The sequence below is a fragment of the Noviherbaspirillum massiliense JC206 genome, assembly GCF_000312045.1.
Taxonomy (GTDB): domain Bacteria; phylum Pseudomonadota; class Gammaproteobacteria; order Burkholderiales; family Burkholderiaceae_D; genus Noviherbaspirillum; species Noviherbaspirillum massiliense.
Map to the genome: position 1 here is coordinate 1,046,609 of NZ_HE978634.1, position 23,675 is coordinate 1,070,283.

The 23,675-nt window shown below is 59.7% G+C and carries 25 protein-coding genes; 14 read left to right on the plus strand and 11 right to left on the minus strand.

The window, feature by feature from the left end; all coding sequences use genetic code 11:
- Positions 1 to 66: 66 nt before the first annotated feature.
- Positions 67 to 444, plus strand: coding sequence for a hypothetical protein (locus tag HGHM_RS20755; protein WP_019140474.1), 378 nt, complete (start codon positions 67 to 69; stop codon positions 442 to 444).
- Between the two features lie 25 nt (positions 445 to 469).
- On the opposite strand, the gene HGHM_RS05315 is transcribed toward HGHM_RS20755, so the two are convergent.
- Complete coding sequence (locus HGHM_RS05315) at positions 470 to 1,393, minus strand: alpha/beta hydrolase (RefSeq protein WP_218918033.1); 924 nt, start codon at positions 1,391 to 1,393, stop codon at positions 470 to 472.
- A 280-nt stretch (positions 1,394 to 1,673) separates the two neighbouring features.
- Here HGHM_RS05315 and HGHM_RS23070 point away from each other — a divergent pair, with 280 nt between their 5' ends.
- On the plus strand, positions 1,674 to 1,823 hold the full coding sequence (locus tag HGHM_RS23070) for a hypothetical protein (RefSeq protein WP_154652076.1): 150 nt from the start codon (positions 1,674 to 1,676) through the stop codon (positions 1,821 to 1,823).
- A 46-nt stretch (positions 1,824 to 1,869) separates the two neighbouring features.
- On the opposite strand, the gene HGHM_RS23870 is transcribed toward HGHM_RS23070, so the two are convergent.
- The 4 genes from HGHM_RS23870 to HGHM_RS05340 all read right to left on the minus strand — a co-directional run bounded on the left by HGHM_RS23870 (position 1,870) and on the right by HGHM_RS05340 (position 4,399).
- Positions 1,870 to 2,295, minus strand: a complete 426-nt coding sequence (locus HGHM_RS23870; protein WP_019140477.1) for a J domain-containing protein — start codon at positions 2,293 to 2,295, stop codon at positions 1,870 to 1,872.
- 412 nt (positions 2,296 to 2,707) lie between these two features.
- Positions 2,708 to 3,055 (minus strand): hypothetical protein, encoded by a 348-nt coding sequence (locus HGHM_RS05330; protein ID WP_019140478.1) that lies wholly within the window; start codon positions 3,053 to 3,055, stop codon positions 2,708 to 2,710.
- A 269-nt stretch (positions 3,056 to 3,324) separates the two neighbouring features.
- Complete coding sequence (locus HGHM_RS05335; RefSeq protein ID WP_019140479.1) at positions 3,325 to 3,573, minus strand: hypothetical protein; 249 nt, start codon at positions 3,571 to 3,573, stop codon at positions 3,325 to 3,327.
- A gap of 4 nt (positions 3,574 to 3,577) precedes the next feature.
- On the minus strand, positions 3,578 to 4,399 hold the full coding sequence (locus HGHM_RS05340; protein WP_019140480.1) for a DNA/RNA non-specific endonuclease: 822 nt from the start codon (positions 4,397 to 4,399) through the stop codon (positions 3,578 to 3,580).
- 498 nt (positions 4,400 to 4,897) lie between these two features.
- Between HGHM_RS05340 and HGHM_RS23075 the strand changes: the two genes are divergently transcribed.
- Positions 4,898 to 5,299: a hypothetical protein gene (locus tag HGHM_RS23075; RefSeq protein ID WP_148415386.1), complete on the plus strand. Its 402-nt coding sequence runs from the start codon at positions 4,898 to 4,900 to the stop codon at positions 5,297 to 5,299.
- Between the two features lie 267 nt (positions 5,300 to 5,566).
- Here the strand turns inward: HGHM_RS23075 and HGHM_RS05355 are convergent, their stop codons facing one another.
- The 3 genes from HGHM_RS05355 to HGHM_RS05365 form a co-directional block, all read right to left on the minus strand.
- Positions 5,567 to 5,884, minus strand: coding sequence for a hypothetical protein (locus HGHM_RS05355; RefSeq protein WP_019140482.1), 318 nt, complete (start codon positions 5,882 to 5,884; stop codon positions 5,567 to 5,569).
- A 168-nt stretch (positions 5,885 to 6,052) separates the two neighbouring features.
- On the minus strand, positions 6,053 to 6,307 hold the full coding sequence (locus HGHM_RS05360) for a hypothetical protein (protein WP_019140483.1): 255 nt from the start codon (positions 6,305 to 6,307) through the stop codon (positions 6,053 to 6,055).
- A 181-nt stretch (positions 6,308 to 6,488) separates the two neighbouring features.
- Positions 6,489 to 6,716, minus strand: coding sequence for a hypothetical protein (locus HGHM_RS05365; RefSeq protein WP_019140484.1), 228 nt, complete (start codon positions 6,714 to 6,716; stop codon positions 6,489 to 6,491).
- A gap of 123 nt (positions 6,717 to 6,839) precedes the next feature.
- Between HGHM_RS05365 and HGHM_RS23080 the strand changes: the two genes are divergently transcribed.
- From HGHM_RS23080 to HGHM_RS20760, 6 genes are all read left to right on the plus strand, one after another.
- Positions 6,840 to 7,070 (plus strand): hypothetical protein, encoded by a 231-nt coding sequence (locus HGHM_RS23080; protein WP_148415388.1) that lies wholly within the window; start codon positions 6,840 to 6,842, stop codon positions 7,068 to 7,070.
- 23 nt (positions 7,071 to 7,093) lie between these two features.
- The gene (locus tag HGHM_RS23470; RefSeq protein ID WP_019140486.1) at positions 7,094 to 7,294 is read left to right on the plus strand and encodes a hypothetical protein; all 201 of its coding nucleotides are present in this window, start codon (positions 7,094 to 7,096) and stop codon (positions 7,292 to 7,294) included.
- A 246-nt stretch (positions 7,295 to 7,540) separates the two neighbouring features.
- A complete protein-coding gene (locus tag HGHM_RS05380; protein WP_019140487.1) occupies positions 7,541 to 7,762 on the plus strand; it encodes a hypothetical protein in 222 nt (73 codons plus the stop codon).
- A gap of 161 nt (positions 7,763 to 7,923) precedes the next feature.
- On the plus strand, positions 7,924 to 8,238 hold the full coding sequence (locus tag HGHM_RS05385) for a hypothetical protein (RefSeq protein WP_019140488.1): 315 nt from the start codon (positions 7,924 to 7,926) through the stop codon (positions 8,236 to 8,238).
- A gap of 411 nt (positions 8,239 to 8,649) precedes the next feature.
- Positions 8,650 to 10,854 carry a family 1 glycosylhydrolase gene (locus HGHM_RS05390; RefSeq protein ID WP_019140489.1) on the plus strand — a complete coding sequence of 735 codons (2,205 nt, stop codon included), beginning with the start codon at positions 8,650 to 8,652 and terminating at the stop codon, positions 10,852 to 10,854.
- A 142-nt stretch (positions 10,855 to 10,996) separates the two neighbouring features.
- Positions 10,997 to 12,784: a glycoside hydrolase family 2 protein gene (locus HGHM_RS20760; protein ID WP_019140490.1), complete on the plus strand. Its 1,788-nt coding sequence runs from the start codon at positions 10,997 to 10,999 to the stop codon at positions 12,782 to 12,784.
- Between the two features lie 24 nt (positions 12,785 to 12,808).
- Here the strand turns inward: HGHM_RS20760 and HGHM_RS05400 are convergent, their stop codons facing one another.
- Positions 12,809 to 13,507 carry a UPF0149 family protein gene (locus HGHM_RS05400; protein WP_026075722.1) on the minus strand — a complete coding sequence of 233 codons (699 nt, stop codon included), beginning with the start codon at positions 13,505 to 13,507 and terminating at the stop codon, positions 12,809 to 12,811.
- A 109-nt stretch (positions 13,508 to 13,616) separates the two neighbouring features.
- Here HGHM_RS05400 and HGHM_RS05405 point away from each other — a divergent pair, with 109 nt between their 5' ends.
- Entirely contained in the window at positions 13,617 to 14,633 is a 1,017-nt protein-coding gene (locus tag HGHM_RS05405) for a serine/threonine protein kinase (protein ID WP_245549159.1), read from the plus strand.
- Between the two features lie 13 nt (positions 14,634 to 14,646).
- Here the strand turns inward: HGHM_RS05405 and HGHM_RS05410 are convergent, their stop codons facing one another.
- Entirely contained in the window at positions 14,647 to 14,985 is a 339-nt protein-coding gene (locus HGHM_RS05410; protein WP_019140493.1) for a hypothetical protein, read from the minus strand.
- 201 nt (positions 14,986 to 15,186) lie between these two features.
- On the opposite strand from HGHM_RS05410, the gene HGHM_RS20765 reads away from it, so the two are divergent.
- On the plus strand, positions 15,187 to 15,567 hold the full coding sequence (locus HGHM_RS20765; protein ID WP_019140494.1) for a hypothetical protein: 381 nt from the start codon (positions 15,187 to 15,189) through the stop codon (positions 15,565 to 15,567).
- 12 nt (positions 15,568 to 15,579) lie between these two features.
- Here the strand turns inward: HGHM_RS20765 and HGHM_RS20770 are convergent, their stop codons facing one another.
- Positions 15,580 to 16,368 carry a response regulator gene (locus HGHM_RS20770; RefSeq protein WP_161603772.1) on the minus strand — a complete coding sequence of 263 codons (789 nt, stop codon included), beginning with the start codon at positions 16,366 to 16,368 and terminating at the stop codon, positions 15,580 to 15,582.
- Positions 16,369 to 16,645: 277 nt separating this feature from the next.
- Between HGHM_RS20770 and HGHM_RS22205 the strand changes: the two genes are divergently transcribed.
- From HGHM_RS22205 to HGHM_RS05435, 3 genes are all read left to right on the plus strand, one after another.
- Positions 16,646 to 20,350, plus strand: a complete 3,705-nt coding sequence (locus HGHM_RS22205) for a hypothetical protein (protein WP_075111690.1) — start codon at positions 16,646 to 16,648, stop codon at positions 20,348 to 20,350.
- Positions 20,351 to 20,661: 311 nt separating this feature from the next.
- Positions 20,662 to 21,789, plus strand: a complete 1,128-nt coding sequence (locus HGHM_RS05430; protein ID WP_019140497.1) for a L,D-transpeptidase Cds6 family protein — start codon at positions 20,662 to 20,664, stop codon at positions 21,787 to 21,789.
- On the plus strand, positions 21,789 to 23,039 hold the full coding sequence (locus HGHM_RS05435) for a L,D-transpeptidase family protein (protein WP_019140498.1): 1,251 nt from the start codon (positions 21,789 to 21,791) through the stop codon (positions 23,037 to 23,039). Before HGHM_RS05430 ends, HGHM_RS05435 begins: the two co-directional genes overlap by 1 nt.
- Positions 23,040 to 23,675: the final 636 nt, after the last annotated feature.

The following is a 23,675-nucleotide window of genomic DNA, read 5'->3' on the forward strand; positions in this document are numbered from 1 at the left end:
CCCTTTTACAGGCAATGCCCTGGAACACCGGCTGCGCAAATTTGACTAAGCCGAAGGAGGTGACGTATGGCTGGCAGCAACTGGTTCGAGCGGGGAGAGGTCTTTTCATCCATCCGGAATTTTTGGCGTCTGGCAATTCCGCTCTGGCACTTTCGCGATGCGAGCCGGGGAACCCTGGAGCAGCGCATGGCCAATTACCGCTACAACCGCTCCCAGCGCAAGATCCTGCCCTTTTATGTCATGAAGTGGATAGGCATTGCCACCTGCCTGCTGCTGATGATGCAGGTCTTGTCCGAGATGATGCTGCTGACGGCCGCTGGCAGCGCCAATCATTTATGCGCGACCCTGGCCTGCATGAGCGCCGGCATCGGCTTCGCCTTCGCCTGCGTGGTGGTCGCCGTTCTTTTCGCCAGCTACCTCTTCCTCACCTATATCAAGCGCTGAGAGGGGGCGAGCAGCGGCTTCCGGATCACGATGCCCTGCCGGGCGCCCATCCGAACAAATCGCGGAAAGCCCGCCGGTATGCGGAAGCGCCCACGCGCATGCTGTTGTTGTGCGTGCCTCCGGGTACCAGCAGCAGGCGCTTTCGCTCGGGCGCAGCCATATACAGCGCTTCGCTGAAGCGCGAAGGCACATAGCGGTCATCGGTGCCATGCACGATCAGGACCGGCATGTTCACCCTGGCGATCTTCGTGAGCGAATCGAATTTTTGCGACAGCAGCAGCTGTGCCGGCAGCCAGGGATAGCTCAGCGATTTTGCGATATCGGCCAGCGTGGTGAACGAGGATTCGACGATCAGGCCACGCGCCGGTGCCGGCATGCCTGCCTGTCGTCCTGCACTGAGGCTGGCGGCAAGATCGACGGCGATCGCGCCGCCCAGCGAGTGGCCGTAGATATAGCGCCGGGCCGGATCGGGCTGCAGCTGTGTCAGCTTTTCCCAGGCTGCGCGCGCATCTTCATACACCGTCTTTTCTGAAGGCAGGCCGCCGTCGCTCCGGCCGAAGCCGCGGTAGTCGATCGCCAGCACGGAAAAGCCGAAATCATGCAATTGCTCGATCCGGAAGGTCTGGCCGGTGAGGTTCCAGCGCGCGCCATGCAGATAGAGCAGGGCCGGTGCCTTCGGATTGGCGGCAGGCCACCACCAGGCATGAATATGCTGCGCCTTCCCATCCGTTTTGACTGGAAGGTCCGATTCCACCACGCCGTCGGGCAAGCCGCTGTACCAGCTTGCCGTGCCTTCGGCCACGCGGAAGGTGAGTTCGCGTTCTTTCTGTTCCAGCTGGCTGCAACCGGCTGCCACCAGCACTGACACCATGCCGATACCGGCAATGATGCGCAATCCGGCGCGGCGCAGCCGCACCATCCAGGAAAACCTGAGAGCTTGATCAAACATGTTCAAAGGGAATGACAACAGAAGTGACTGGCGTGGCAACAAATGCTGCACGCCGGAACTATGACAGGCAAATCAGGCGGAAAATTTCGTACGACGCAAGAAAATCAGTGCGTCCCGAGAACGACTGCAGAGCATTGCTGGCGAGGAAGAAACGTTTGGCGAGGAATTGATCCCTGTCATGCCAAAAACAGGAGAATTGCCATTCGGGCTATTGCCCTTGGGCAGATGCTCCGTATAATGAGCTTTCGCAATAGATTGCCTAATCTCAAAAGGGAGCCACATGAAAAAGGCCTTATCCCCTTCAGCCGTGCTGGAGCCGAAAAAGCCGGTTGCCTTCAACTACAACAAGTTGCATGCCACTCTCTGCATCCTGGCTTCCTCGGCAGTCAGCATCAGCCTGATCGTCTGGCTCGTCAAAACCCTCTTCTGAATGCCCTGCGTCCGTCAGGACAGCTTGTTGCAGCACCGTCGAGATCTCACACTTTCCTGAACAGGCTGCGGGAAAAATGCCCAAGCAGCATCCGCAATTTCTGAAAGAATTTCACTGGTTTCAGGGCAGGCTGCCGGCTTGATCGGCGGCGGCCGGAACCGGAGCGACGACGCACATCCTGGGCTTTTTTTTCCGTTGTGCCACCTGCGGGCCTTGAAGATTTTCTTTCCGTTGCCGCTTCCTGCGCCTCCGCCCTGGCTATCCATTCATCATGCTCCTGGCGCTTGACTGGGTCGGAAAGTACTTCATAAGCCGAATTGATGATCTGGATGATCCTGATTGCATCCGCGCTGTTGGGGTTGCGGTCCGGATGATACTTCTGCGATAGCGTCTTGTAAGCCGCACGGATGACTTCAGGGGGAGCATTGCGCGCGACCTTGAGGTTGTCATAGTGTGTATGGATGCGCGCCATCAGTCTAAACCCGAGAGGGAATATTAATCAGTAATCGTATTGAAACTTCAGCCGGAAACGCGAAGGTTTCAAGCCGTTTCTCCACCGCTTTTTTGTTGTATGCAACTGCACGCCAATAGTAAATGGGTTGAATGCAAAATCTACTGCTATATATCAACTAAGCAGGCAAATCTTGTGAATTGACTGATTAAAAGCCTGCATTTGCAGGCTTTTTGATCCGGGCAAGTACTTCTCTTGCAAAGACCCAATAATCCAGGCCCTGAGAAATTCGGACTGGAAGCCGGCTTGTCGCTGCCGCTCGGAAAGGACATTGCCGGCCAGAATGAGTACGGGTGCAGGAAGACGAAGCAGCGCTCATCCTGATGCCAGTCGTCTTCGTCCCGCCTGCATGTGAGCGCGTTTCTATGTCGGATCAGTGCATCGAGCTCGGCTGCTGTTGCTGCTGTTGCTGAGACGAGGCCATATTCTGATCCATGGGTTTTGGTTTCCCTTGGGCATCGCTCAGGCGGTACTTGGTCCGCCGGTCGCCCATCAGGTCACGCAACTCCCGGATATTCATGCCGGAGACTTCATGCATGCGGATCAGCAGTGAAGCTCCCACAGGAAGCCGCCTGTGCCGGATTTTGCTGATGACAGGCGGCGCAACTTCCAGGGCGCGGGATAGCGCTGCGTCGTTTTTCAGGCTCATTTTTTGAAGCAGAGTGTCAAGCAGGCGATTGGGATCATAGGTTTCCTGCCCTACTAATGCGTGTTCGGCCATGATTTCATCTCCAATGGTTGATTGTTAGGGACAAGCGTGTAACAAATGACATCTTGTCGACGATTAAATTCCCGACATGACATAAATTTTGCCAACCGCTGGACGCAAACAGTTTGCCGAAACCAATTGAGCAAGTGCATGAAAGAAGTTGCGGCCGGGGTGAAAGCCTGTATCCCACCGCGTAAAAAGCTGGAATGAGCCGATGCGCTTTCAAGGGCTCAAGACTTGAAGAACAATAGGGGAGATGGCGGCAAGCGCCGCCTGCCGTTTCAGCCGAAGGGGTTGTTCACCCGGTCGGTTGGCGCCAAGGGCACCTGATCGGGTAACTTTTCCGACTGCATCACCTGCAGTACATCATCGATCAGTGCCTTCAATTCCTGCGCCAGCTGCAATCCCGCCTTGTCCCGGGTGATTTGCAGGGAGCCATACAGGGAAATGCGGTCCACCCGGTTTTCAACCGTCAGATCGCCGATGGCGGCGGAGTCTTCCTCATTCTCGAAAGGCTTGATTACAGACATGGCCTTACCTCGTGGATGTGTTCGGTTCGGATGGCGCAGTGCGCGGCTTCCTGAAATTGCGGGGCGTCGGGGTCGGCAATTCCATCTTTGCTTCTTTCACTTCGGGCGGCAGCTTCGGAAAAACATTGATGCCGATCCGTGTTTCCAGCTCCGCGATGGACAGAGTTTCATATTCCATGCCCGGCGCATTTGCCGTGAAGTAGGCCGCAGCCTGCTGCCGCGAGGGAATGTAGATTGCCTTGAATATGGAAGTGGGGACCAGAACCCGACCATTCAGGCGCTCCAGCGACGTGCCTTCGAAAATCGGGCCGGTGACGACATAAAGTTCTCCTTCACGGCGCGCAAGATTGCGTGTGGCTTCTTCCATGCCTTCCCACAGGACCTGGTTCTTGTTCGGATTCTGCGGAATCATGTTTGCCAGCGAAAAGCTCTCGTACTGGGCGCTCTCGGTAGGCATGTCGCCAGATGGGCTCATATGGCCGCGGTCGTAGCCGGAGCGAACATAGTCCCGCAATTCGGCGCGATCATTGGCAGGCAGCTTCTCTTCCGCATGGAAAGTATTCTTGCGCTTTAGTCCCCGCGCCTGTTCGACGCTCGCCGCGGTCAGGTGTTCAGCAGACCATAGCGGGGTGCGTGACACGCCGCTGTGCAGCACCCCATAGGCTTCGAAGCACAGCATCGCCGTCCTGGTTTCCAGCTTTTCATTGACGATGACAGGTGCTTGTCCCTGCGCGAAATGCTCGGAGCAGGTAGGCGTCTGCTTGCATGCGGCAAGCAGGGTGAGCAATGCGATGCCAAATAGAGTGCGTAGAGTGCGCAGGCTCATGTCAGATTCAGGATCTTTCTGGGGCGGTAAATATTTGTAACGGTGGTCTTGTCTCTGGAAGCGGGTTGCTATATTGATTATGCGTCTCTTGATTCTCTAAGGTTGAGATTTGGCCCGCGACCACATGGTTCGCGGGCTTTTTTATTTGCAAGCATGCTTTGCGCCAGCGCGCCTCTGTGCAGCAACCTGTCTTCCAGACTAAATAATGCACGGAGTAGAAAGATGCTGCACGGAAAGTTACGCAGCTTCACATGTTGCGGCATATCAATGGAAAATTGAAGGCCAAGCCTAGAATGAAAACCATCCCTCAAGGATGGTTGTTATCAGCCTTTCGCCCGCCGGCAAAACCGGCGGGCTTTTGTTTTGGCATAGATGGGTATCTCGTATCCGGTTGCTCAGGACTTTTCGGAATGACTGCCACCTGCCGTACTTCTGATTCAGTTGCAGGAGGGGCGGAAGATCCAAGACGTTCCGGTAAGTGAATTGCCGGCGTGTTTCGTGCGCCAGCTTCCGCTGCCGGAAGGCAGGAATAAAGGCGCAGCTCATGGCGAAACGGAAGAACGTCAAAACGGGCCTAAAGAAAAATCGCGGCGACATCGACTTTTGCCTCAGGTTCCCGATGTTGATCTTGCTCAACTCGAAAAAACCATTGCAGATCAAAGTTTTACGTATGCTTATTCTTGGTTGTCCACAGTTTTGAGCACAACAGGCGGGACGGGTAAAGCGCAGTTTTGCAGCTTGCCTGGATTGATTGGGACGCTTGAAGGAAAGGTGACAAAGGGCAGGGGCGTGGAAGGAATGCGCGGACCCGCAGATCTCAAGGAACGTCAGATAGTCATGGGTCCGAAGTCCGGCCTTATTCATGCACGCGCCTGCAAACAAAAACCGCTTATCCCGTAAGAGGATAAGCGGTTAGCTGTTCATGCAATGCACGTTGCGGATGCCATCTTGCAGTGCAGCGATGTGCACGGCGAGCGCAGATCTGGCAGACGCTGTAGCCAGTGACCTGGTTCAGCTTTTCATTGCTTCACTCGAACGCTCTTGCCAGCAGTTCGCGGAATCGGGCTGAACAATGCCCGACACAGTGGCTGGCAGCATGACTGCATCCAGCCGTTCATCCGCAGCCAATCCTGATGGAGCGCCAAGAACTTCAGAAAACCAGGCGGCCTACGCAGCTGCCTGCCCATTCGATGATGAAGTGTCCTTGGGCTTGAACTGCTTGTCGCTGATGCGGAATTTGGTGCGGCGGTCGCCCATCAGCTCGCGCAAATCCTTGATGCTCAGCTCCGAAACTTCATGCATGCGGATCAGCAGGGACGCGCCTACCGGCAGCCTGCGATGACGGATCTTGCTGATCAGCGGAGGAGCCACTTCAAGGGCACGTGACAATGCTGCATCGTTCTTGAGGTTCAGCTTTTTAATTAATGATTCCAACAGATTGTTTGGATCATACCGAAACTGTTCGGTCTGTTTTGTCTCGTTCATCTGGCCTCTCACCCTTTTGTTGTTGCGATCTGACTCTATTGTGTCAAAACGAATAGATGCGATTTTGATAATTCTCAGTGATATTTATTTCTATGGCTTATAAGAGAAAGCCATGGTCCCGAACAGCAGGACTGCGCCGACCCAAGGATCGCATCGGGTACTGAAGGCTCATACGAAATAAGCGGCACCGAGTATCAGCGGCGCGCCCCCGACGCCGGCAACGACAAGACGACGGGCGACGCTGTGAATCTGGTCTTCGAAAGACCAATAAATCTCCATGAAGTCCTGCTGGCTGCCCTTCAACCGGCGCAGATGCGCCAGCGCGTTTTTGGAAACCAGGCATTCACGATCGGTAAAACCGACTTCCACGGTGAAAAATACGCCTTCATCTTCAAGCCGGGGTTCCGCTGCAGTCTTGATCATCGTCATCCTCATCATTAAAACCATCGCCCAAGCCGGGATGAGGCGATGGTAATGAGAGGGTTCTCATGAAGTATTGACAAGCGTCAACCTTGTGCTGTCTGCGCCCTTTAGCCAACAAGGGGGAACCCGGACTGGCCGGGAAAGTCCGTTCGCATCTGGCGCGGGCGCGGGCGGCGCCGCTTCACAAACCGGGGGCGCGATACAGGGTGAGCTGCCACTCCAGGTTCAGTTCGTCATGGCGCAGGATGTAGGTGGCGCCGTCATCGGCGCGGATCTTGAAGTAGCTGTGGTCGCGGGCAATCCAGCGGTCGCAAATTTCCAACACCGAGAAGCGGCGGCCACCGAGCAGGAAGCTGCGCGGTTCGATATCGCCATGCAGGCCGGTCCCGCTTTCGACGCTCAGGTTCATTGATTCGCTTCAGAGAAAATCAGGTGCAGCCATTCTTCCTCCCGCAACCAGGCCTTGCATGCATCGGGGGACGGGCTGAGAGGACCAAGCACGGTCCATGCCCTTGCCTCTGTGACGAAGCGCATGGCCGCGCTCGTCATCGAGCGCCGATCTCCCGATGAAAAGAAGTTGCGGACGCCAATGAAGAAGGGCATGCGAATTGCTTGGCATGCGGCCAGGCTGATGTTCGTCAACGACGGTCGCGCGCTTTTGCGGCGTAGTATGGGTCCGACGACTTTTTTATCCGGCGCTTCAATGCGTCCTGGTTGCGACTATACTTTTCTGAGCGCTGTCGCGAGCTTACATTGGAATTGATCCTTATTCTGGGTAGATGAATCATGGATGATGCAAAGCATATCGACAATCGTTTTGAAATGAATGCGCTTGCAGCGCAGCAAGCCGCAGCCAGCATGGCCGCTTTGAAACCGAAAGGTTCCTGCTGGTACTGCAATCAGCCTCTCGACAATGTCCGGCGCTTTTGCAGCAAGGCCTGCGCCGACGACTACCGCACTGAAGAAGAAGTATTCAAGTCATTCTGAACCGGCCCGGTGCAGACGGCGCCGGGCCTTCCCCGTTTTGTTTTCTTGCGTGCGCGGGTAGTTGCTGCCCGCATGCGGGATCATGTCACCCTCATGAGGACAGCACGTTGGCTGGCGATCGAAGCATGAAAGCTTGACTCCCCGCAATGCTGCCCTGCCTGCCAGGACAAATTTTTGCGCGGGCATTGCTCCATAATTGAAGGCCGCCCTAACTGGGCCATCATCAAATACCTGCGAGGAGCAGAGATGACGCCAGAAGAAATCGCCGCGGATATCAATAGCAAAAACCGCCAGATGCTGTATGCGCGCAAGGACTATCAGAATTTGAGCCATCAGCAGGTGCTTGCACTGATGGATGCCGCCGCAATGCAGGGCTTTCGCATCGGGAGCAATATCGCCTTGTCGATGATGAAGGGAGCGATGCTGGTGCGGACCACGAAGAACATGGGTGCGAAAACAGGGATGTAAGCATGGGCGCAGCGCCCGGCCCGTTTTCATACTAAGAGAGTTGGAATGGACCAGCCCGGAAACATTCGATTACATTTCTTCTCTAGCCGTGTTGTCATTTCCATCGTTTAATCTTCCGTCATTCATGACAAAAGGCAAACGGGGAGGGGGGAATGAGAGGAATGCTGAAGATATGCACGGCCGTGCTGGGCCTGGTCGTGATGTCCTTTGCGGCGGCAGATGAATTCGAAGACTATGCGCAGGTAACCAAGGTGACGCCGCGCGTCGAAGAAGTGAACCAGCCTCAGCAGGAATGCCGCCTCAATACCGTCGCCGGGCATGCGATGCGCCAATGCCGCACGGTGGACCAGTGGCTGACAAGGGCCAATGGATATGCCGTGACTTACGAATACCACGGGCACAGCTACACAAGCGTCATTCCCTACGACCCGGGCAACAGATTGAGGATTCGCGTATCGATTTCTCCGGACATGTAGCGCTGTCCGGGAGCACGTCCCCTCCAGGCCTTTCGCCCCATCGCTGCGCAGCAAAGCAAAGATCCATCCTTCCTTGTCCCCGTGATCCAGGCTATCTGCGGTCACATTCCCAAGCCACTTGGGCCTTCCACATGATGCTCGTCGTGGCACGCGATTCTCTTCTTCGGCATTCCGCCCCGGATTCCATGAAACCCCGTTTTTGAACGTTTTCCTGCTCGCTCTGTCAGGAGCTATTGCAAGGGATTAAGCAATTTTTTCTTCATGGCAGGAGGGATGTCTCCTTGCCCCGCATCAAACATGGCGTGCCGGGAGAGGAGCCAGAGACCTGTATCAAAAAGGAGGTTTGCCGGCAGGGTAGAGTGTCGTTGAGTTCTTGGGGCAAACCGATTTTCCCATCCAAGCTTCCTCGATATGAATTCAATCAACAACAATACTTCCGACGTCTCCACGCAGCAGACACTAGAACTTTGGGGCGGCATCGAATGCACGGTCGTCCGCATACAGGATCAATACCGAAACCAGATCAAAGAAACAGGACATGCGGACCGCATGGAAGACCTGGACGCAATCGCCGCACTCGGGATCAAGACCTTGCGCTACCCGGTGCTGTGGGAAACGATCTCGCCCGATCACCCGGACCAGGCGGAATGGGGCTGGCATGACAAGCGGCTGGCGCGCCTGCGCGAGCTCGGCATTGCGCCGATTGCCGGCCTGGTCCACCATGGCAGCGGGCCGCGCTATACCAATCTGCTCGACCCGAATTTTCCGCAAATGCTGGCAAGGCATGCGGAGCGCGTCGCGCGCCGCTACCCGTGGATCGACATGTTCACGCCGGTCAACGAGCCTCTGACCACGGCGCGCTTCAGCGCGCTCTACGGGCACTGGTATCCGCATGCGCGCGATACGCTGACGATGCTGCGCGCACTCTACATCGAGTGCCGCGCGACGGCGCTGTCGATGGAAGCCATCCGCAAGGTCACGCCCCATGCCCGCCTGGTGCAGACCGAAGACCTGGGGAAGACGTTCAGCTTTCCCGACCTGAAGCATCAGGCCGATTACGAGAACGAGCGGCGCTGGCTCAGCTTCGACCTGCTGTGCGGCCGCATCGATGCGCGCCATCCCTGGTATGACACCTTCATCAAGGCCGGTATCGGCAAGTCGGAGCTCGCATTCTTCACCGAGCAACCCTGCGCCCCTGACATCATCGGGATCAACCACTATGTGACCAGCGAGCGCTTCCTCGACCGGCGCGCCCGCGAATATCCGCCGGAATTCTGGACCGATGCCGTGCCCTACGTGGATGTGCATGCAACCCGGGTGCCGTATGTGGAGGGCCTGACCGGACCGGAGGCGCGCCTGCGTGAAGTCTGGGAGCGCTACCGGTTGCCGATAGCGGTGACGGAAGCGCACCTCGGCGGCTCGCGTGACGACCAGCTGCGCTGGCTGAATCAGATCTGGAAGGCCGCCGTGAAGCTGAAGGGCGAAGGCGTCGACATCCGCGCGGTCACCATCTGGTCGATTTTCGGGTGCGTGGACTGGAACTCGCTGCTGTTGCAGAACAGCGGCTTTTACGAGAGCGGCGTGTTTGATGTGCGAGGCGGGCAGCCCCGGCCCACGGCGCTGGCTCACGCCGCGGCATCACTGGCGAAGAACGGCGAGTTCGACCATCCGGTGCTGGATGGGCTGGGGTGGTGGCATCGGCCGGACCGCTATTTCCAGCGACCCAGCCAGGCCGTCGAGGCCCCGCAGATTATCCGGTCGGACCGCAGGCTGGTGATTACTGGTGCGCGCGGCACGCTGGGTCAGGCATTGTCGCGCATCTGTTCCGCACGCAGCCTGGAGCATGACTTGCTGTCCCGTGCCGAGATGGACATCGCGGACCAGGCATCGGTGGAAGCCGCGCTGATGAGACACCGGCCATGGGCAGTAATCAATGCCGCCGGTTATGTGCGCGTGGCCGACGCCCATCGGGAGTCGGAGCGCTGCATGCGCGAGAATGCGATGGGGGCGGAAGTGCTGGCCAAGGCATGCGCCAAGCTCGGCATTCCTTATGTCACCTTTTCCTCGGACCTGGTATTCGATGGGAAGCTGGGGCGCGCCTATGTGGAAAGCGACAAGCTGTCCCCGCTATGCGTCTATGGAAACAGCAAGGCAGAAGCGGAGCGACGGGTGATGGCCGCCTTTCCCGATGCGCTGGTTGTGCGCACCAGCGCATTCTTCGGTCCGTGGGACCGCTACAACTTCGTGCATGCGATCCTGCGCGAACTGGCCGCGGGTCGTCGGGTGGAAGCAAGCGATGATGCGCATGTTTCGCCGACCTACGTACCGGACCTGGCCCATGCCGTCCTGGACCTGTTGATCGACAGGGCAAATGGCATCTGGCACCTTGCCAACCAGGGAGCGCTTTCCTGGTACGAGTTCGCGGAACGGGCAGCACGGGAAGCACGGCTGGATGCTTCCGCGCTGGTCAAGACGCATGGCGGCGGCAGGAGCATCACTGCCTTGTCAAGCGAGCGCGGCTTGCTCCTGCCCACCTTCGGCAATGCCTTTGATCGCTATTTCCGGGAAAACACAATTGCCTGGGATGCCGATCCTGCAGAACGCGCAGTCGCTTAGCCTTCCAAGACGACGTTTGTTTCGATGCACGGCCTGCGCCAACCCGGAACATTGGGGGCGCAGGCGCTACTTTGGCTTCCATCGGGAACGGGCTTGACTGCCGATAATCAAATCGGCATGTCCATCGCTGCAAGGAAGAAGAATGCCTGATACCGCTTACCCGCGACCGCAACTTGTGCGTGAACACTGGCAATCCCTTGATGGCCAGTGGAAGTTCACCTTCGACAACGAGAACAGATACAGCCAGCCTCAAGATCCCATCCAGTGGACCCATGAAATCCGCGTCCCCTTTCCGCCGGAATCCGAAGCCAGCGGCATCGGGGATCGTGGCTTCCACAGCCATTGCTGGTACCAGCGTGAATTCGACATTCGCCCTGAAGGCGGGCGAGTGCTTCTGCATTTCGGCGCTGTTGATTACCGTGCATGGGTATGGGTGAACAGCCATCTGGTGGCCGAGCATGAAGGCGGGCATTCCTCCTTCCATGCCGACATCACCCATGCGCTGGGCGACGCCAGCCATCATGTCCTGACGGTGCACGTCGAGGATGACCCATTGGACCTTGCCAAGCCGCGCGGCAAGCAGGACTGGCAACTGGAGCCGCATTCCATCTGGTATCCGCGCACCACCGGCATCTGGCAGACCGTCTGGCTGGAGCGCGTTTCGCACACTTATATCAGCAAGCTGCGCTGGACGCCGAATTTCGAGGGCTTTGAACTCGGCTATGAAGTCTTCGTCACGGGTGACCAGCGTGAAGATCTGACGGTGGATGTCAGGATCTGGCACGGAAACAAGGTGATCGCCGACGACCACTATCACATCATCGGCGGCGAAGCCCATCGCAAGATCAGCCTTTCCGACCCCGGTATCGACGACTCGCGCAATGAATTGCTGTGGAGCCCTGAGCGCCCGACGCTCCTGGATGCGGAAATCATCCTGCGTCACAAGGATGAAGTGCTGGACAAGATACGCTCCTATACGGCATTGCGTTCTGTGAATATCAACCGTGACCGCTTCATGCTCAATGGCCGGCCCTATCATCTCAAGCTGGTGCTGGACCAGGGTTATTGGCCGGACACGCTGCTCGCCGCACCATCGGACGAAGCCTTGCGCAAGGATGTGGAGCTGGCCAAGGCGATGGGCTTCAACGGCGTGCGCAAGCATCAGAAGATTGAAAGCCAGCGCTACCTGTACTGGGCCGACAAGCTCGGCCTGCTGGTATGGGAAGAGATGCCGTCCTCCTATCGCTTCACGCCGGAAGCCATCGGACGCATGGTGCGCGAATGGACCGAAGTGATCGAGCGCGACTACAGCCATCCCTGCATCATCGTCTGGGTGCCGTTCAACGAGTCCTGGGGCGTGCCGAACCTGACCGCAACGCAGGCGCATCGCAATGCGGTAGAAGCGCTGTACCACCTGACGCGTACCCTGGATTCGACGCGGCCGGTAATCGGCAATGACGGCTGGGAAGCTTCCGCCACCGACCTGCTCGGCATCCATGACTACGATCCCGATCCGGAGCGGATTGCCGCGCGCTATGCGCCCTCGAATGTGCAGGACCTGTTCGACCGACGGCGTCCCGGCGGACGCATCCTGACGCTGGATGGTTACCCGCATCGCGGCCAGCCCATCATCCTGACCGAATTCGGCGGCATTGCCTACCGCAAGAAGCCGGAGAAGGGCGTCAAGGAAGTCTGGGGCTATTCCGAAGCCGACAGCGACAAGGAATTCCAGGAAACCTACCGCCGGCTGCTGGAAGTCGTGAACGAAACCCAGATGTTCAGCGGCTTCTGCTATACCCAGTTCGCCGATACCTTCCAGGAAGCGAACGGCTTGCTGACTGCCGACCGCACACCGAAAATCCCGATCGAAAAAATTTCGGAAGCAACCCGCAATATCAAGCCGAACGCAAAGAGGTCGTACGGCATCTGATTGGCATGCTGCCGGGCTTGCGGTTCAATCGTCCGCCTGACCGGCGCCGCAGCATTTCTTGTACTTCTTGCCGCTGCCGCATGGGCAGGGATCGTTGCGGCCGACCTTGGATTCGTCGCGCCGCACCGTGGCAACCGCGGATTTCCGGTGCGGCAGCCAGAACTTGTAGATGTGCGGAATCGCCGCTTCCAGTTCGATCGCGAGCTTGTGACGCTTGACCGGATCGTCGACCAGCGGCATTTCCTCTTCCTCGATCTCTTCGGCGCCAAGCAGGTAGACCGGTTCCAGTATGCCGGCGAGATCCGATGACCAGATCGGCTCCCATGCCAGTGCACGCAGGTTCATGCCTTCCCAGAATCCCCAGGCCCAGCCTTCGGCATCGATCAGCCTGCGGCCGTCGACTTCATGCTCGCAATACAGCGGCTCGTACTCCTTCGGCGCGACTTCGAACGTGATCGCCACTTCATTCATGAAGCGGCCGATCAGACTGACGATGCGCTGCGCTTCCTTTTCCGACTTGAACTTCGGTCCTTCATCGGCATACGAGCCCCATACCCGCGGCAGCCATTCCGTCATCGGCACCACTTCCGGACCGATCGCCAGCGCGGTGAGGTAGCCATGCAGCGAATCCATCGTCATGCCGTCGTCCGCGCAGCGGTCGGATAGCAGAAACTGGTCGAGTTCGTCGAATTCCTTGTCGGATAGGGGTTGGTCAGGGTGCATGGGACTCGGGATGGAAAAAGGCGGTGAAAGATCCGTAGTGTAGCGCTTTGCCGGCGGAATCTGATACGAAACGGTGTGGCCATCATACGGGAACTTGCGGATGGCCGAGATGCCGGTCCCCACGTACAATGTGATGATGAATACCGCAGCGCCTTCTTCATACGCCGCTCTCACTCCCGACACTGTCCTCAATGCCTTGGAAAGTGTCGGCTTGCATGGCGACGGCCGGTTTCTTGCTCTCAACAGCTATGAAAACCGGGTCTATCAGATCGGCATGGAGCAGGGCCCGCCGGTGGTCGCCAAGTTTTACCGGCCACTGCGCTGGAGCGATGCGGCAATCCTGGAAGAACATGCCTTCGTGCACGAATTGGCGGAGCGCGAGATTCCGGTGGTGCCGCCGCTGGCATTGGCCGGTTCCACGCTGCATGAGTTCGAGGGATTCCGCTTTGCCGTGTTTCCCCGGCATGGCGGGCGGGCACCGGAACTCGGCGACAGCACCACCTTGGAATGGATGGGGCGCTTCATCGGGCGCATTCACGTAATCGGGGCGATGCGCCCGTTTTCCGAACGGCCGACGCTTGACATCGCCAGCTTTGGTGAAGAGCCGCGCGACTATCTCCTCAAGCATGATTTTGTGCCGCCCGACCTGATCGATTCTTACCGAAGCACGGTTAACCACGCTCTGGAAGGCGTGCGGCGCTGCTATCAGCGCGCAGGGGAGGTTGCAGTATTGCGCCTGCATGGCGATTGCCATGGCGGCAATGTGCTGTGGACCGATGCGGGGCCGCATTTCGTCGATTTTGACGACAGCCGCATGGGACCGGCGGTGCAGGATCTGTGGATGCTGCTTTCGGGTGAACGGGCCGAGATGGTGCGCCAGCTGTCCGATCTGCTGGCGGGATACGAGGATTTCTGCGAATTCGATCCGCGTGAACTGTACCTGATTGAAGCGCTGCGCACCCTGCGCCTGATTCATTACTCGGCGTGGCTCGCCTTGCGCTGGGACGATCCTGCTTTTCCAGCAGCCTTTCCCTGGTTCAATACCCAACGTTACTGGCAGGACCGCATCCTGGAATTGCGCGAACAGATCGCGCTGATGGATGAGCCGCCGCTATGGCCGGTGTGAACGCTCCTGCCACTCACACTTTTTGTGCAGCGGCAGCAAGCTTGTCCAGCGTCTGGATAACCTTGTCCGGCTCCGGGTCGCTGTTGGCGATCAGTACCGCGCGCTCGAGTGCGGCATCGCGATTGTTTTTCCCGTAGAACCCCAGCAGATAGTCGGCATTTTCCATTCCCGGGATGCCGCGATGATCATCCTTGCCGAGGCGCCGGACATACCATATCGAGTAGCCGTTCGCTTCTTCGCAGCAGTAAATCTCGATGGAATGGTAGGGTCCCAAAGGATGAACTTCCGGATCGGTATGCCAGATGATCTTGCGCCAGAGATGGCTCTTCTTGGATTCGGGTATGGAATTCATCCATTCCTCCTTTTGTGCTGAGCAGATGCGTTGATTACGGCATGGCAAGCGAATTGTTTAGACTCGACGCAATTGCCATTCTTGCAGAGCGGTATTGCTTGCGCTTGATCGCTGGAACATCCTGTTACAAGGATTTCTTTCCAACTATAGCGAGGTGCACTGTTTTATTCTTTAATGTAGATAGGACTTCGGGAGATTTTCATGAACAAGCGCCTTGCCTTGCTTGCCGGGTTTGTCACCGGCTTTCTCATGCTGACCTGCGCAGCACCGGTCTGGGCGCATGGAACGGTGCAATGGTCCGTCACGGCCGGCACACCGGGCTATTACTATGCTCCACCACCACCCAGGGTGTATTCACAGCCGCAGTTCATTTACGGCGCACCTCCCTCCGTCTATGCACCGCCACCTCCGGTGATCTACGTACAGCCGGCGCCAGTCTATCAGGATAGGTGGCCGGGTTATCGCGATCCCTATTATCCTGACCATTCCTGGCGCGAACGTGAATGGCGCGAGCGCCACTGGCGTGATGGCGACGGTCGCCGCGACGATCCGCACTGGAGAAATGGCGAGCAGCGGCGCTAGGCCGGAAGCGGCTCAGGCTGCGTCGATCATTTGCCGCAACTTTCCGCTGATGCGGGCATATTCGGTTTCAATCGCAGCCAGTCTTTGCGCGCACGCTGTGCCGGCCTCCCGCTTGGCCCACACTTCCAGCTCCCTGCACAACACGCATAAGGCGGTCGCGCCGATCGACGCGCTGCTGCCGCTGAATGCATGTGCGACTTTCGCCAGCGCTGCACGGTCGCCGGCGTCGGCCGCCTCGCGCAAGGCCGCGATGCGTTTCGGGCCATCGGCAAGATAAAGCTCCGCCAGTTCGACGAAATCATCCGGGAAGTCGGCCCGGAACGCTTCCAGTTCGTCTGCCGGCTGGCCAGGAGAGGAAGGGGCGACAGATAACAGCCAGCGCTCCAGCATGTCCTTCAGCGCGGGCAGCCGGACCGGCTTCGGCATCACATCATCCATGCCGCTGCGCAGGCATTCTTCATGTTCGCTGGGCAAGCCGAACGCCGTCATGGCGATGACGGGCGTGTGCCGGGGCGGCCTATCGATCGCACGGATTTGCCCGGTCGCCAGATAGCCATCGAGCTCCGGCATCTGGCAATCCATCAGGATCAGGTCGTACGCATGGGTGCGGTGCCTTGCCACGGCTTCCTTGCCGTCCCTTGCAGCATCTACGCGGCAGCCAAGCTTTTCCAGCATGCGTACCGCGATTTGCAGATTCACCGGATTGTCGTCCGCTACCAGGATGCGTTTGCCGGAAAGCGACACCGCTGTGCCGGCAGCGGCTTCTCCAAGCGAGGCCGGTTCTGCGTATTGTCTGTCCACGGACATCATTGCCCCCTTGTCTGCTGGCGCACGGTTCTTTGCCGGACCGCCTGCGTGGTCGATTACATAACAGCAATATAGCGCAAGCCTGCCGTCCGGAGTCAAGCAATCCATCCCGGCTCCCAACGCATTTCGATGAATTGAACACAGTTTTTCCTTCTTATCCGCGGCTCGCTTGCAAAGCGCACGACGATAATTCAGCTTAAGAAAATCCGAACAATGCCGTTATCCACGGCCCGCCAACATCATCCGACAGCGGCAGCAGGGGAAGCAGGAAATGAAATCACAGCATGCGATGAGCGACGACCCGGTCCTGGAAGGCTTGGCCGCAGCAGACGCCATGGCCGAGGCCGGCTCGAAACCCGGGCAGGCAAAGCCCGCGCATGCCGGTATTGAATTGAAGGCGATACGCGAGGCGATCGCGCGCGTCGAAGCCGAAGCGAAGGCCACCGTTGCCGCTGAAAACCGCGCCTATGCCGAAGCCCGCGCCCGGGCGCTGGCGGAAGACCGGGCCCGCATCGACGCGGCCGCCGCGGCCGAGGCTTACCGCAATACGAAAGCGGTCGAGGAAGAGGTCCAGGCAAGCCGGGCTCGACTGGACGCGGAACGTGAAGCCCGCGCAGCCGCCGAAGCGCGGATTGAAGCGGCAAGGAAGGAAGCTGCCGAACTTCGTGCGCGTGCCGAGGCGGAAGAGCAAGCCAGACAACTTGCGGAGCAAAGGGTCCAGGCCGAAGAGCAGGCCCGCAAGCGGGCTGCGGAACAGATCGCAAGCGAAAAGGAACTGGCGGCGCGTGCGCTCGCCACTGCCGAAGCCCTTGCTCAGGAAAATGAAAAGGCGCGCCTGCTTGGCGCGGAACGGATCGCGGCAACCCGCGCTGCAGTCGAAGAAGCCGAGGCGCGTGCCCGTGCGGACGCTCGCATGGCGGAATTGGCGCGCGAGCGGGAAAAACTCGAAAGGGAAGCACGCCTGAAGGCGCAAATGCTTGCCCAGGCGCGCAATGAGGAATTGCAGCTCGCCCGCGAGCGCGAAATAGCCGAAACCCTTGCACTGCAATCCCTGCTCAGCCGCGTTCCTGCGGAAGTGCGCGCGCGGGAAGAGGCGCGCGCCCTCGCATTGACCGAGCAGGAGCAGGAGGCGGCGGCACGTGCCCGGGCCGACTCCGAACGCCAGGCGGCAGAAGCCTTGCAATTGCGCCTGCAGGCGGAACTCGAACTGAAGGAAGCGGCGGCCAAGCGCGGACACGTCGAAACGGTCGCGGCCGAGGCCGCGCAGGCAAGACGTCAAGCGGAGGAACAGATTCGCGCCGCTGCGGAAGCGCGGATCAGGACGGAACGCGAATTGCATGAGTTGGCGCTGGCCCGGGCCGAAGCCGAGTGGCGCGCCGAGGCCGAGGCGCGCGCACGCGCAGCGGAGGAAGCGCGTGCGGTGGAACAGGCCCGAGCCCGTGCCGAAACCGAGCAACAGGCGGCGCAAGTCATGAAGGCGCGCGGTGAGGAAGAGCAGCGCGCACGGGTGCTGGCAGAACAGCGGCTGGTTGCCGAAAAGGCTGCCGCCGAGAGCGCCGCAGCGCAGGCCGAGGCGGAACGGCAGACCTATGAAAAGGCTGCGGAACAGGCCGAATGGCAGCGCAGGAATGCGGAACTGGCGGAGCGCAAGGCGCGCGAAGCAATCGAGCTGGCCCGCGCCGAACGCGAACGCGCCGCAGCCGAAGAGCAGGCACTTGCAGCCATGCAGGAAAAACTGGCCGCAGAGCAGGCGGCCAGTGCCGAACTCAAGGCACGAGCAGCAGCCGAACAGGAGCAGGCGGATTTGCTGCGGATGCAGGAGCAGGCGGAGCAGGCCGCACGCGTGGCGAAGGAACAGGAATGCGCAGCCACGCAGCTGGCAGTCGAGCAGGCGTTGGAGCAAGCTGAAGCGCAGCGGCGTGCTGCCCAGGCGGCGACGCTGAAAGCCGCGGAAGCCGTCGAGCTGGCAAGGCTGGAACGCCAGAGGGCGCAAGCTGAAGAGCAGGCGCTCGCCGTGCTGCAACAGAAGGCGGAAGCCGAGCGGCAGCGCGCTGCGGCCGCACAGGCTGCGCTGGAGGCGGCCGAGGAAAAATTGGCGGCAGAACAGGCCGCCTGCACAGATGCTGAAGCCCGTGCACGTGCCGAGGAAGAACATGCTGCGGCGATGCAGGCGCGCAGGCAGGCCGAGCAGGAGGCGCGCGATGCCAGCGAAAGGAAAAGCGCTGCCGAGAAACAGGCACTGGAACAGGCCAGGCAGCACGCTGAACAGGAGCGTCAGGCCGCAGCGATGGCCGAGGCCCGGGCACGCGAAGCCACTGAACTGGCACGGCTGCAGCAGGAGCGCGCGGCGGAAGAACAGCGCGCATTGGAAGCGATTCAAAAGAAAAAGGCTGCGCAGCTCGCCGCCCGCAACTATGCGCAAGCCCGTGCCCATGCTGAACAGGAGCATGCACGGCTGGCCCAGGCTTGCGAGCAGGAAGAACGTGCTGCGCGCGAAGCGGCCGAAGCCAGGACCGCGGCAGAAAAGGACCGCCTGCAGAAGCTCTCGCGCATTGCCGAGCTGCAGCGCAAGCTGGCAGAAGCCGCGGCAGCCAAGGCCCATGATGTCGCCGAGCTGGCGCGCGCAGAGCATGAGCGCGTAGAGTCCGAGCAGCGCGAACTGTACGCAATCCAGGAAAAACTGCGGGCGGAGCGTGCTGCGCAAGACGCCAGCGAAGCTCGTGCGCGCGCCGAAAAGGAAGAAGCGAGCCGCTTGCAGCAACGCGAAATGGCAGAGCGCGCCGCGCGTGAGGCGAGCGAGGCGAGAGCGCTCGCCGAGCAGGAGCAACTGCAAAAGGCAGCCGAGCAGCTTGAACTGCAGACGCAGGCGGCCGAACTGGCGAAAGCCCGTGCGCATGAAGCCATTCGTCTTGCACAGGAAGAGCGCGAGCGTGCGGCGCTCGAGCAGCGGGCTTTCGAAGCCTTGCAGCAGCAAGTGAAAGTCGAACAGGAACGCAAGGCCGCGCAGCAGGCGACGCTGGATGCGATCGAGCAGAAGCTGGCGGCAGAAAAGGCTGCCTGCGCCGAGGCGGAAGAAAGCGAACGCATCGAGGCAAGGCAGGCACGCCTGAGGCAGGCACGCCAGCAACTCGAGCGCAAGACGCGCGAAGCCAATGACGCCAGGCTGGCAGCCGAGCGGCACCTGCTCGAAAAGGCGCGGGAACAGTCGGGCGCGCAGAAGAGGGCTGCCGATGCCGCCGAAGCGCGGGCCAGGGAAGCGATTGAACTGGCACGCATGGAATGCGAGCGCGCGAAGGCGGAACAGGATGCGCTGGAAGCGGTTCGGCAAAAAATACGCGAGGAAGAAAAGGCACGTATCGATGCCGAAGCGCGTGCCGCGGCCGAGCGTGAAGCAGCGGAACTTGCCGCAAGGCGCGCGCAAGTGGAACAGGAAGCGAAAGAAGCGGCACAAGCGCGCCTTTCTGCGGAGCGCAGGGCACTGACGGCTGCGCGCTGGCAGGCAAGAAAAGAGACGCGGGCTGGCAGCGCGGCGAAGACCTTGAGCGATCAGCTCGAACGCGCACGCGCCGAGGCGCAAGCGGCAGCGATGGAACTGCTGGAGCGCATGGAGCAGCAAAGCGGGGAAATCACGGACTGGCACGCCCGTGCGAAGGCCTTGCTGGACGAAGCTCCGGTACCGGTCGCCAAGCAGCCAGGCAGCAAGCGGCGCATGGCTGCATTGCTGGGCGGGGCCATGATGTTCGGTGGCGTGACAGCAGCCACTACTGCATGGATGATGCAGGGCGAGCGGCTTGCGATACCTGCGGCGCACGCGGCCAGCCTGGCTGCAACCGTTCCCGTCACTGCCGTGCCTGCAGGATTCCCGTCTGCTGCGGGCGGACAGCCCTCGCAACTGCAGATGTCTTACGCACTTAGCGCTCCAGCCGATGTGCAGCTCGCGAGCCGCACGGTCCCGAATGCGGGAGAAGCGGAATAGCCGTTTCGGGCGGCCGCACGCGTCTGGCTATGCGAGGCGTCGCGCATTTTTTGCCACGTATTCCAGTCATTTGTCGGATTGGTAAGTGCGCTGCCTCCAAATGGCGTATTTAACTTAGTCCGTATAGAATGCTCGGGTTTGCGGCCAGCGGGACAGGAAGGGCACCCAAGCTTTACCGCTGTCCTTGCAAAGACGGCAAACCGCCTGCGCATGCGCAACCATTCATTGCAGCGTGCGTCAGCCGGAACAGATCGGGATCGGCGGCCGTATCGAATGCTTCATCCTGTCGCAATAAAATACGAGCGAAAATCATGATATTCACGTCACGTCCGACATTCCGCTTTCCGCTGCGTCCGATGACAGGCAAAGCCCTGGCGCTCGCCGGCCTGCTCGCTGCCCTGCATGCGGCGCCGGTCTTCGCTGACGAGGTGGGCGATGTCAACAAGCTGGTACGCGCCGGACAATATGCCGAAGCGCTGAGCAAAGCCGAAGCCTATCTTGGCAAGCACCCGCGCGACGCGCAAATGCGGTTTCTGAAAGGCGTCATCCTGACGGAGCAGAACCGCTCCGCCGAAGCGATCACGATCTTCAGCAAGCTCACCGAGGACTATCCGACGCTGCCCGAGCCTTACAACAATCTCGCGGTCCTGTATGCGGCCGCCGGTCAGTACGAAAAAGCGCGCACCGCGCTGGACGCTGCTATCCGCACCAATCCGGCCTATGCCACTGCCTATGAAAACCTGGGCGATGTCCATGCCAAGCTGGCAAGCCAGGCCTATGACAAGGCCTTGCAGCTCGACTCCGGCAATTCCACTGCAAAGTCGAAGCTGACCCTGGTGCACACGCTGGTCGGCAGCATGGATGGCGGCAATGCGAAAGCCGCTGCCGCTACCGCTGCAGCCCCGGCGAGGTCGGCGCAGCAGGCGCAGACACCGGTGGCGCCATCTTCCCAAGGCAAGGTGGCGGCGATCGCGCCTGCACCGGCGTCGCCCAAGCCGGCTGCGGCAGCGCCTGCGGCGCCGGAGCGCCCGGCTGCAGTTGCAGTGGCAAAGCCGGAGCCGGTGCAGCCACAGCCAAAGGCCAAGCCGGAGTCCAACCCGGAACAGGATGACGTCCTGGCAGTCGTGCATGGCTGGGCCAAGGCCTGGAGTTCGCAGGACGTGAAGAGTTATCTTGCTTTCTACGGAAACGATTTCCAGACGCCGAAGGGGCTATCCCGCAAGGCTTGGGAACAGGAGCGCCGTGCGCGCATTGCGGGCAAGGACCGCATCAGCGTGAAAGTGGAATCGCCGCAGGTGACGTTCAAGGGCGACACGGCCACGGTGAGATTCCGTCAGGCGTATGTTTCCGACCGCCTGACTGCAAATACCCGCAAGACGCTGGTTCTCGCCAAGCAGGGAGGCAGGTGGAAGATCAAGCAGGAGCAAGCAGGCAGCTGATGTCGCGTTTTCATTCATGTCTCGCCCCGGTACGCATAATCAGGCAGGCGCTGCTGCCGGGATTTTCCGCTTTGCTGATCGCTGCCGGCTGGGCACCAGTCCCCGCATCCTTTGCGAAAGATCAGCCGGCTTCCAGAGTCCAGCAAAAGCCTGATCCCGAAACACTCCTGATCGAGGTGTACAAGGCGCTTGGCGCCAATCAGTTGCGCATTGCACAGGCAAAGGCAGATGCCCTGGTCGAGGCTTATCCGAATTTCCGGCTGGGGCACCTGATCCGTGGCGACCTGCTGATGATGCATACGCGGCCCGTGACGGCCCTTGGTGCGGCGGCTGGTGCTCCGGAGGACAAGCTCAGGGACTTGCGCGACGAAGCGATGGTGCGGCTGAGGTCCCTTCGCGAAAGGCCGAGCCCGGACCGGGTGCCTCGTCCGGTGTTGCAGCTGCGCGAAGACCAGAAGCATGTCCTGGTCGTGGATGCGAAGCGTTCCCGCCTGTATGTGTACGAAAACCAGGGCGGCCAGCTCAAATTTCTCACCGACTATTACGTCAGCCAGGGCAAGCTCGGCATCCACAAGGTGAAGGAGGGCGACCAGCGGACGCCGGTCGGCGTGTATTACATTACCAGCCGGCTGTCGGGCGCACGCCTGCCGGATTTCTACGGCTCAGGCGCCTTGCCGATCAATTACCCGAATGAATGGGACAAGCTGCACGGACGCAGCGGTTCGGGCATCTGGCTGCATGGCACGCCTTCGGACAATTTCAGCCGTCCGCCGCTGTCTTCCGATGGCTGCGTCGTGCTGACCAATCCGGATTTGCACAAGCTGAGCGAGTCGGTCGAGATCGGCAAGACGCCGGTGGTGATCAGCGAGCAGGTGGAATTCGTCGATCAGGCGCAATGGAACAAGGAGCGTGAGCTCGCGGCAGGCCTCGTGGATGGCTGGCGCCGCGCAATCGAAAGCGCCGACCTGACGAAACTGATGTCGATGTACTCGCGCCAGTTCCGTTCCGAACGCGGTGAAGACCTGTCTACATGGTTCGCCAGGCATCAGCAGTTTGCCGGCGCTCCGAAGAACGTCTCGCTTACACTGAGAGAGATGACATCCTTCTTCTACCCGGGTAGCGACAACCTCATTGTCAGCACCTTCACCCAGGATGCGGTCATCGGCAAGGTGAAAAGCTCGGTGCGCAAGCGCCAGTATTGGGCGAAGGAAGGCGCCCAGTGGAAGATCGTCTACGAAGCAATCATCTAACCCGCACAGTGTGCCATCGCTGCGCGGGCACTCCCGAATTCCCCGGTTCTTTCCATTCATGTTTGCCGCCAGGCGGCAAATTCCTTAATGCAGAGCAAAACCGCCGACGGAAAGCATGACGTCGATCAAGCATGCATTGATTTCTGTCCGATCTCGCTGCAAAGCTTGGTGTAAGGAACATATCCTTTCCAGATTGGTCACAGCTGTGAAGCGCCTGACAACATGTTCCTGGCCTTGCACATCCTTGTCGTACCGCCAGCGCCGCTGTGTCTTGCTTGTCGGGAATCGCGTTGCTCATGTTGTCAGACGCGTTTCGTCTGCTTCAACTCCGTGTGATGTTCATTCTGTCGCCAGGACGGCCTATCCAATATGCAGTGCCGATATTGTGGGATTGAGAACTCCAGCTCGGCGCGCGCGTGCGCATCGTGCAATCGCTCCTTGCCCGTGCCCAGTTTGCAGAACAGGGGGCATGGAACGGAGCATGCGGGCAATCGCCGGGCCCATCACTCCCTGTCCGGATTTCATGTGAAGTCCGGCACTGAGTCGCGTGCCGGAAGGCATGCAGCAACCCAACGAACCTCGCTCGATTCGGCTCCGCATGCAGCAGGGGCGGAAGCGGCAGGGGTGCAGTCAAAA

What these genes read in the sequence shown, in the direction of transcription:
- HGHM_RS20755 (WP_019140474.1), top strand. Translation starts at nt 67, where the DNA reads ATGGCTGGCAGCAACTGGTTCGAGCGGGGAGAGGTCTTTTCATCCATC.
- HGHM_RS05315 (WP_218918033.1), bottom strand. Translation starts at nt 1,393, where the DNA reads ATGTTTGATCAAGCTCTCAGGTTTTCCTGGATGGTGCGGCTGCGCCGC.
- HGHM_RS23070 (WP_154652076.1), top strand. Translation starts at nt 1,674, where the DNA reads ATGAAAAAGGCCTTATCCCCTTCAGCCGTGCTGGAGCCGAAAAAGCCG.
- HGHM_RS23870 (WP_019140477.1), bottom strand. Translation starts at nt 2,295, where the DNA reads ATGGCGCGCATCCATACACACTATGACAACCTCAAGGTCGCGCGCAAT.
- HGHM_RS05330 (WP_019140478.1), bottom strand. Translation starts at nt 3,055, where the DNA reads ATGGCCGAACACGCATTAGTAGGGCAGGAAACCTATGATCCCAATCGC.
- HGHM_RS05335 (WP_019140479.1), bottom strand. Translation starts at nt 3,573, where the DNA reads ATGTCTGTAATCAAGCCTTTCGAGAATGAGGAAGACTCCGCCGCCATC.
- HGHM_RS05340 (WP_019140480.1), bottom strand. Translation starts at nt 4,399, where the DNA reads ATGAGCCTGCGCACTCTACGCACTCTATTTGGCATCGCATTGCTCACC.
- HGHM_RS05355 (WP_019140482.1), bottom strand. Translation starts at nt 5,884, where the DNA reads ATGAACGAGACAAAACAGACCGAACAGTTTCGGTATGATCCAAACAAT.
- HGHM_RS05360 (WP_019140483.1), bottom strand. Translation starts at nt 6,307, where the DNA reads ATGATCAAGACTGCAGCGGAACCCCGGCTTGAAGATGAAGGCGTATTT.
- HGHM_RS05365 (WP_019140484.1), bottom strand. Translation starts at nt 6,716, where the DNA reads ATGAACCTGAGCGTCGAAAGCGGGACCGGCCTGCATGGCGATATCGAA.
- HGHM_RS23080 (WP_148415388.1), top strand. Translation starts at nt 6,840, where the DNA reads ATGGCCGCGCTCGTCATCGAGCGCCGATCTCCCGATGAAAAGAAGTTG.
- HGHM_RS23470 (WP_019140486.1), top strand. Translation starts at nt 7,094, where the DNA reads ATGGATGATGCAAAGCATATCGACAATCGTTTTGAAATGAATGCGCTT.
- HGHM_RS05380 (WP_019140487.1), top strand. Translation starts at nt 7,541, where the DNA reads ATGACGCCAGAAGAAATCGCCGCGGATATCAATAGCAAAAACCGCCAG.
- HGHM_RS05385 (WP_019140488.1), top strand. Translation starts at nt 7,924, where the DNA reads ATGCTGAAGATATGCACGGCCGTGCTGGGCCTGGTCGTGATGTCCTTT.
- HGHM_RS05390 (WP_019140489.1), top strand. Translation starts at nt 8,650, where the DNA reads ATGAATTCAATCAACAACAATACTTCCGACGTCTCCACGCAGCAGACA.
- HGHM_RS20760 (WP_019140490.1), top strand. Translation starts at nt 10,997, where the DNA reads ATGCCTGATACCGCTTACCCGCGACCGCAACTTGTGCGTGAACACTGG.
- HGHM_RS05400 (WP_026075722.1), bottom strand. Translation starts at nt 13,507, where the DNA reads ATGCACCCTGACCAACCCCTATCCGACAAGGAATTCGACGAACTCGAC.
- HGHM_RS05405 (WP_245549159.1), top strand. Translation starts at nt 13,617, where the DNA reads ATGCCGGTCCCCACGTACAATGTGATGATGAATACCGCAGCGCCTTCT.
- HGHM_RS05410 (WP_019140493.1), bottom strand. Translation starts at nt 14,985, where the DNA reads ATGAATTCCATACCCGAATCCAAGAAGAGCCATCTCTGGCGCAAGATC.
- HGHM_RS20765 (WP_019140494.1), top strand. Translation starts at nt 15,187, where the DNA reads ATGAACAAGCGCCTTGCCTTGCTTGCCGGGTTTGTCACCGGCTTTCTC.
- HGHM_RS22205 (WP_075111690.1), top strand. Translation starts at nt 16,646, where the DNA reads ATGAAATCACAGCATGCGATGAGCGACGACCCGGTCCTGGAAGGCTTG.
- HGHM_RS05430 (WP_019140497.1), top strand. Translation starts at nt 20,662, where the DNA reads ATGATATTCACGTCACGTCCGACATTCCGCTTTCCGCTGCGTCCGATG.
- HGHM_RS05435 (WP_019140498.1), top strand. Translation starts at nt 21,789, where the DNA reads ATGTCGCGTTTTCATTCATGTCTCGCCCCGGTACGCATAATCAGGCAG.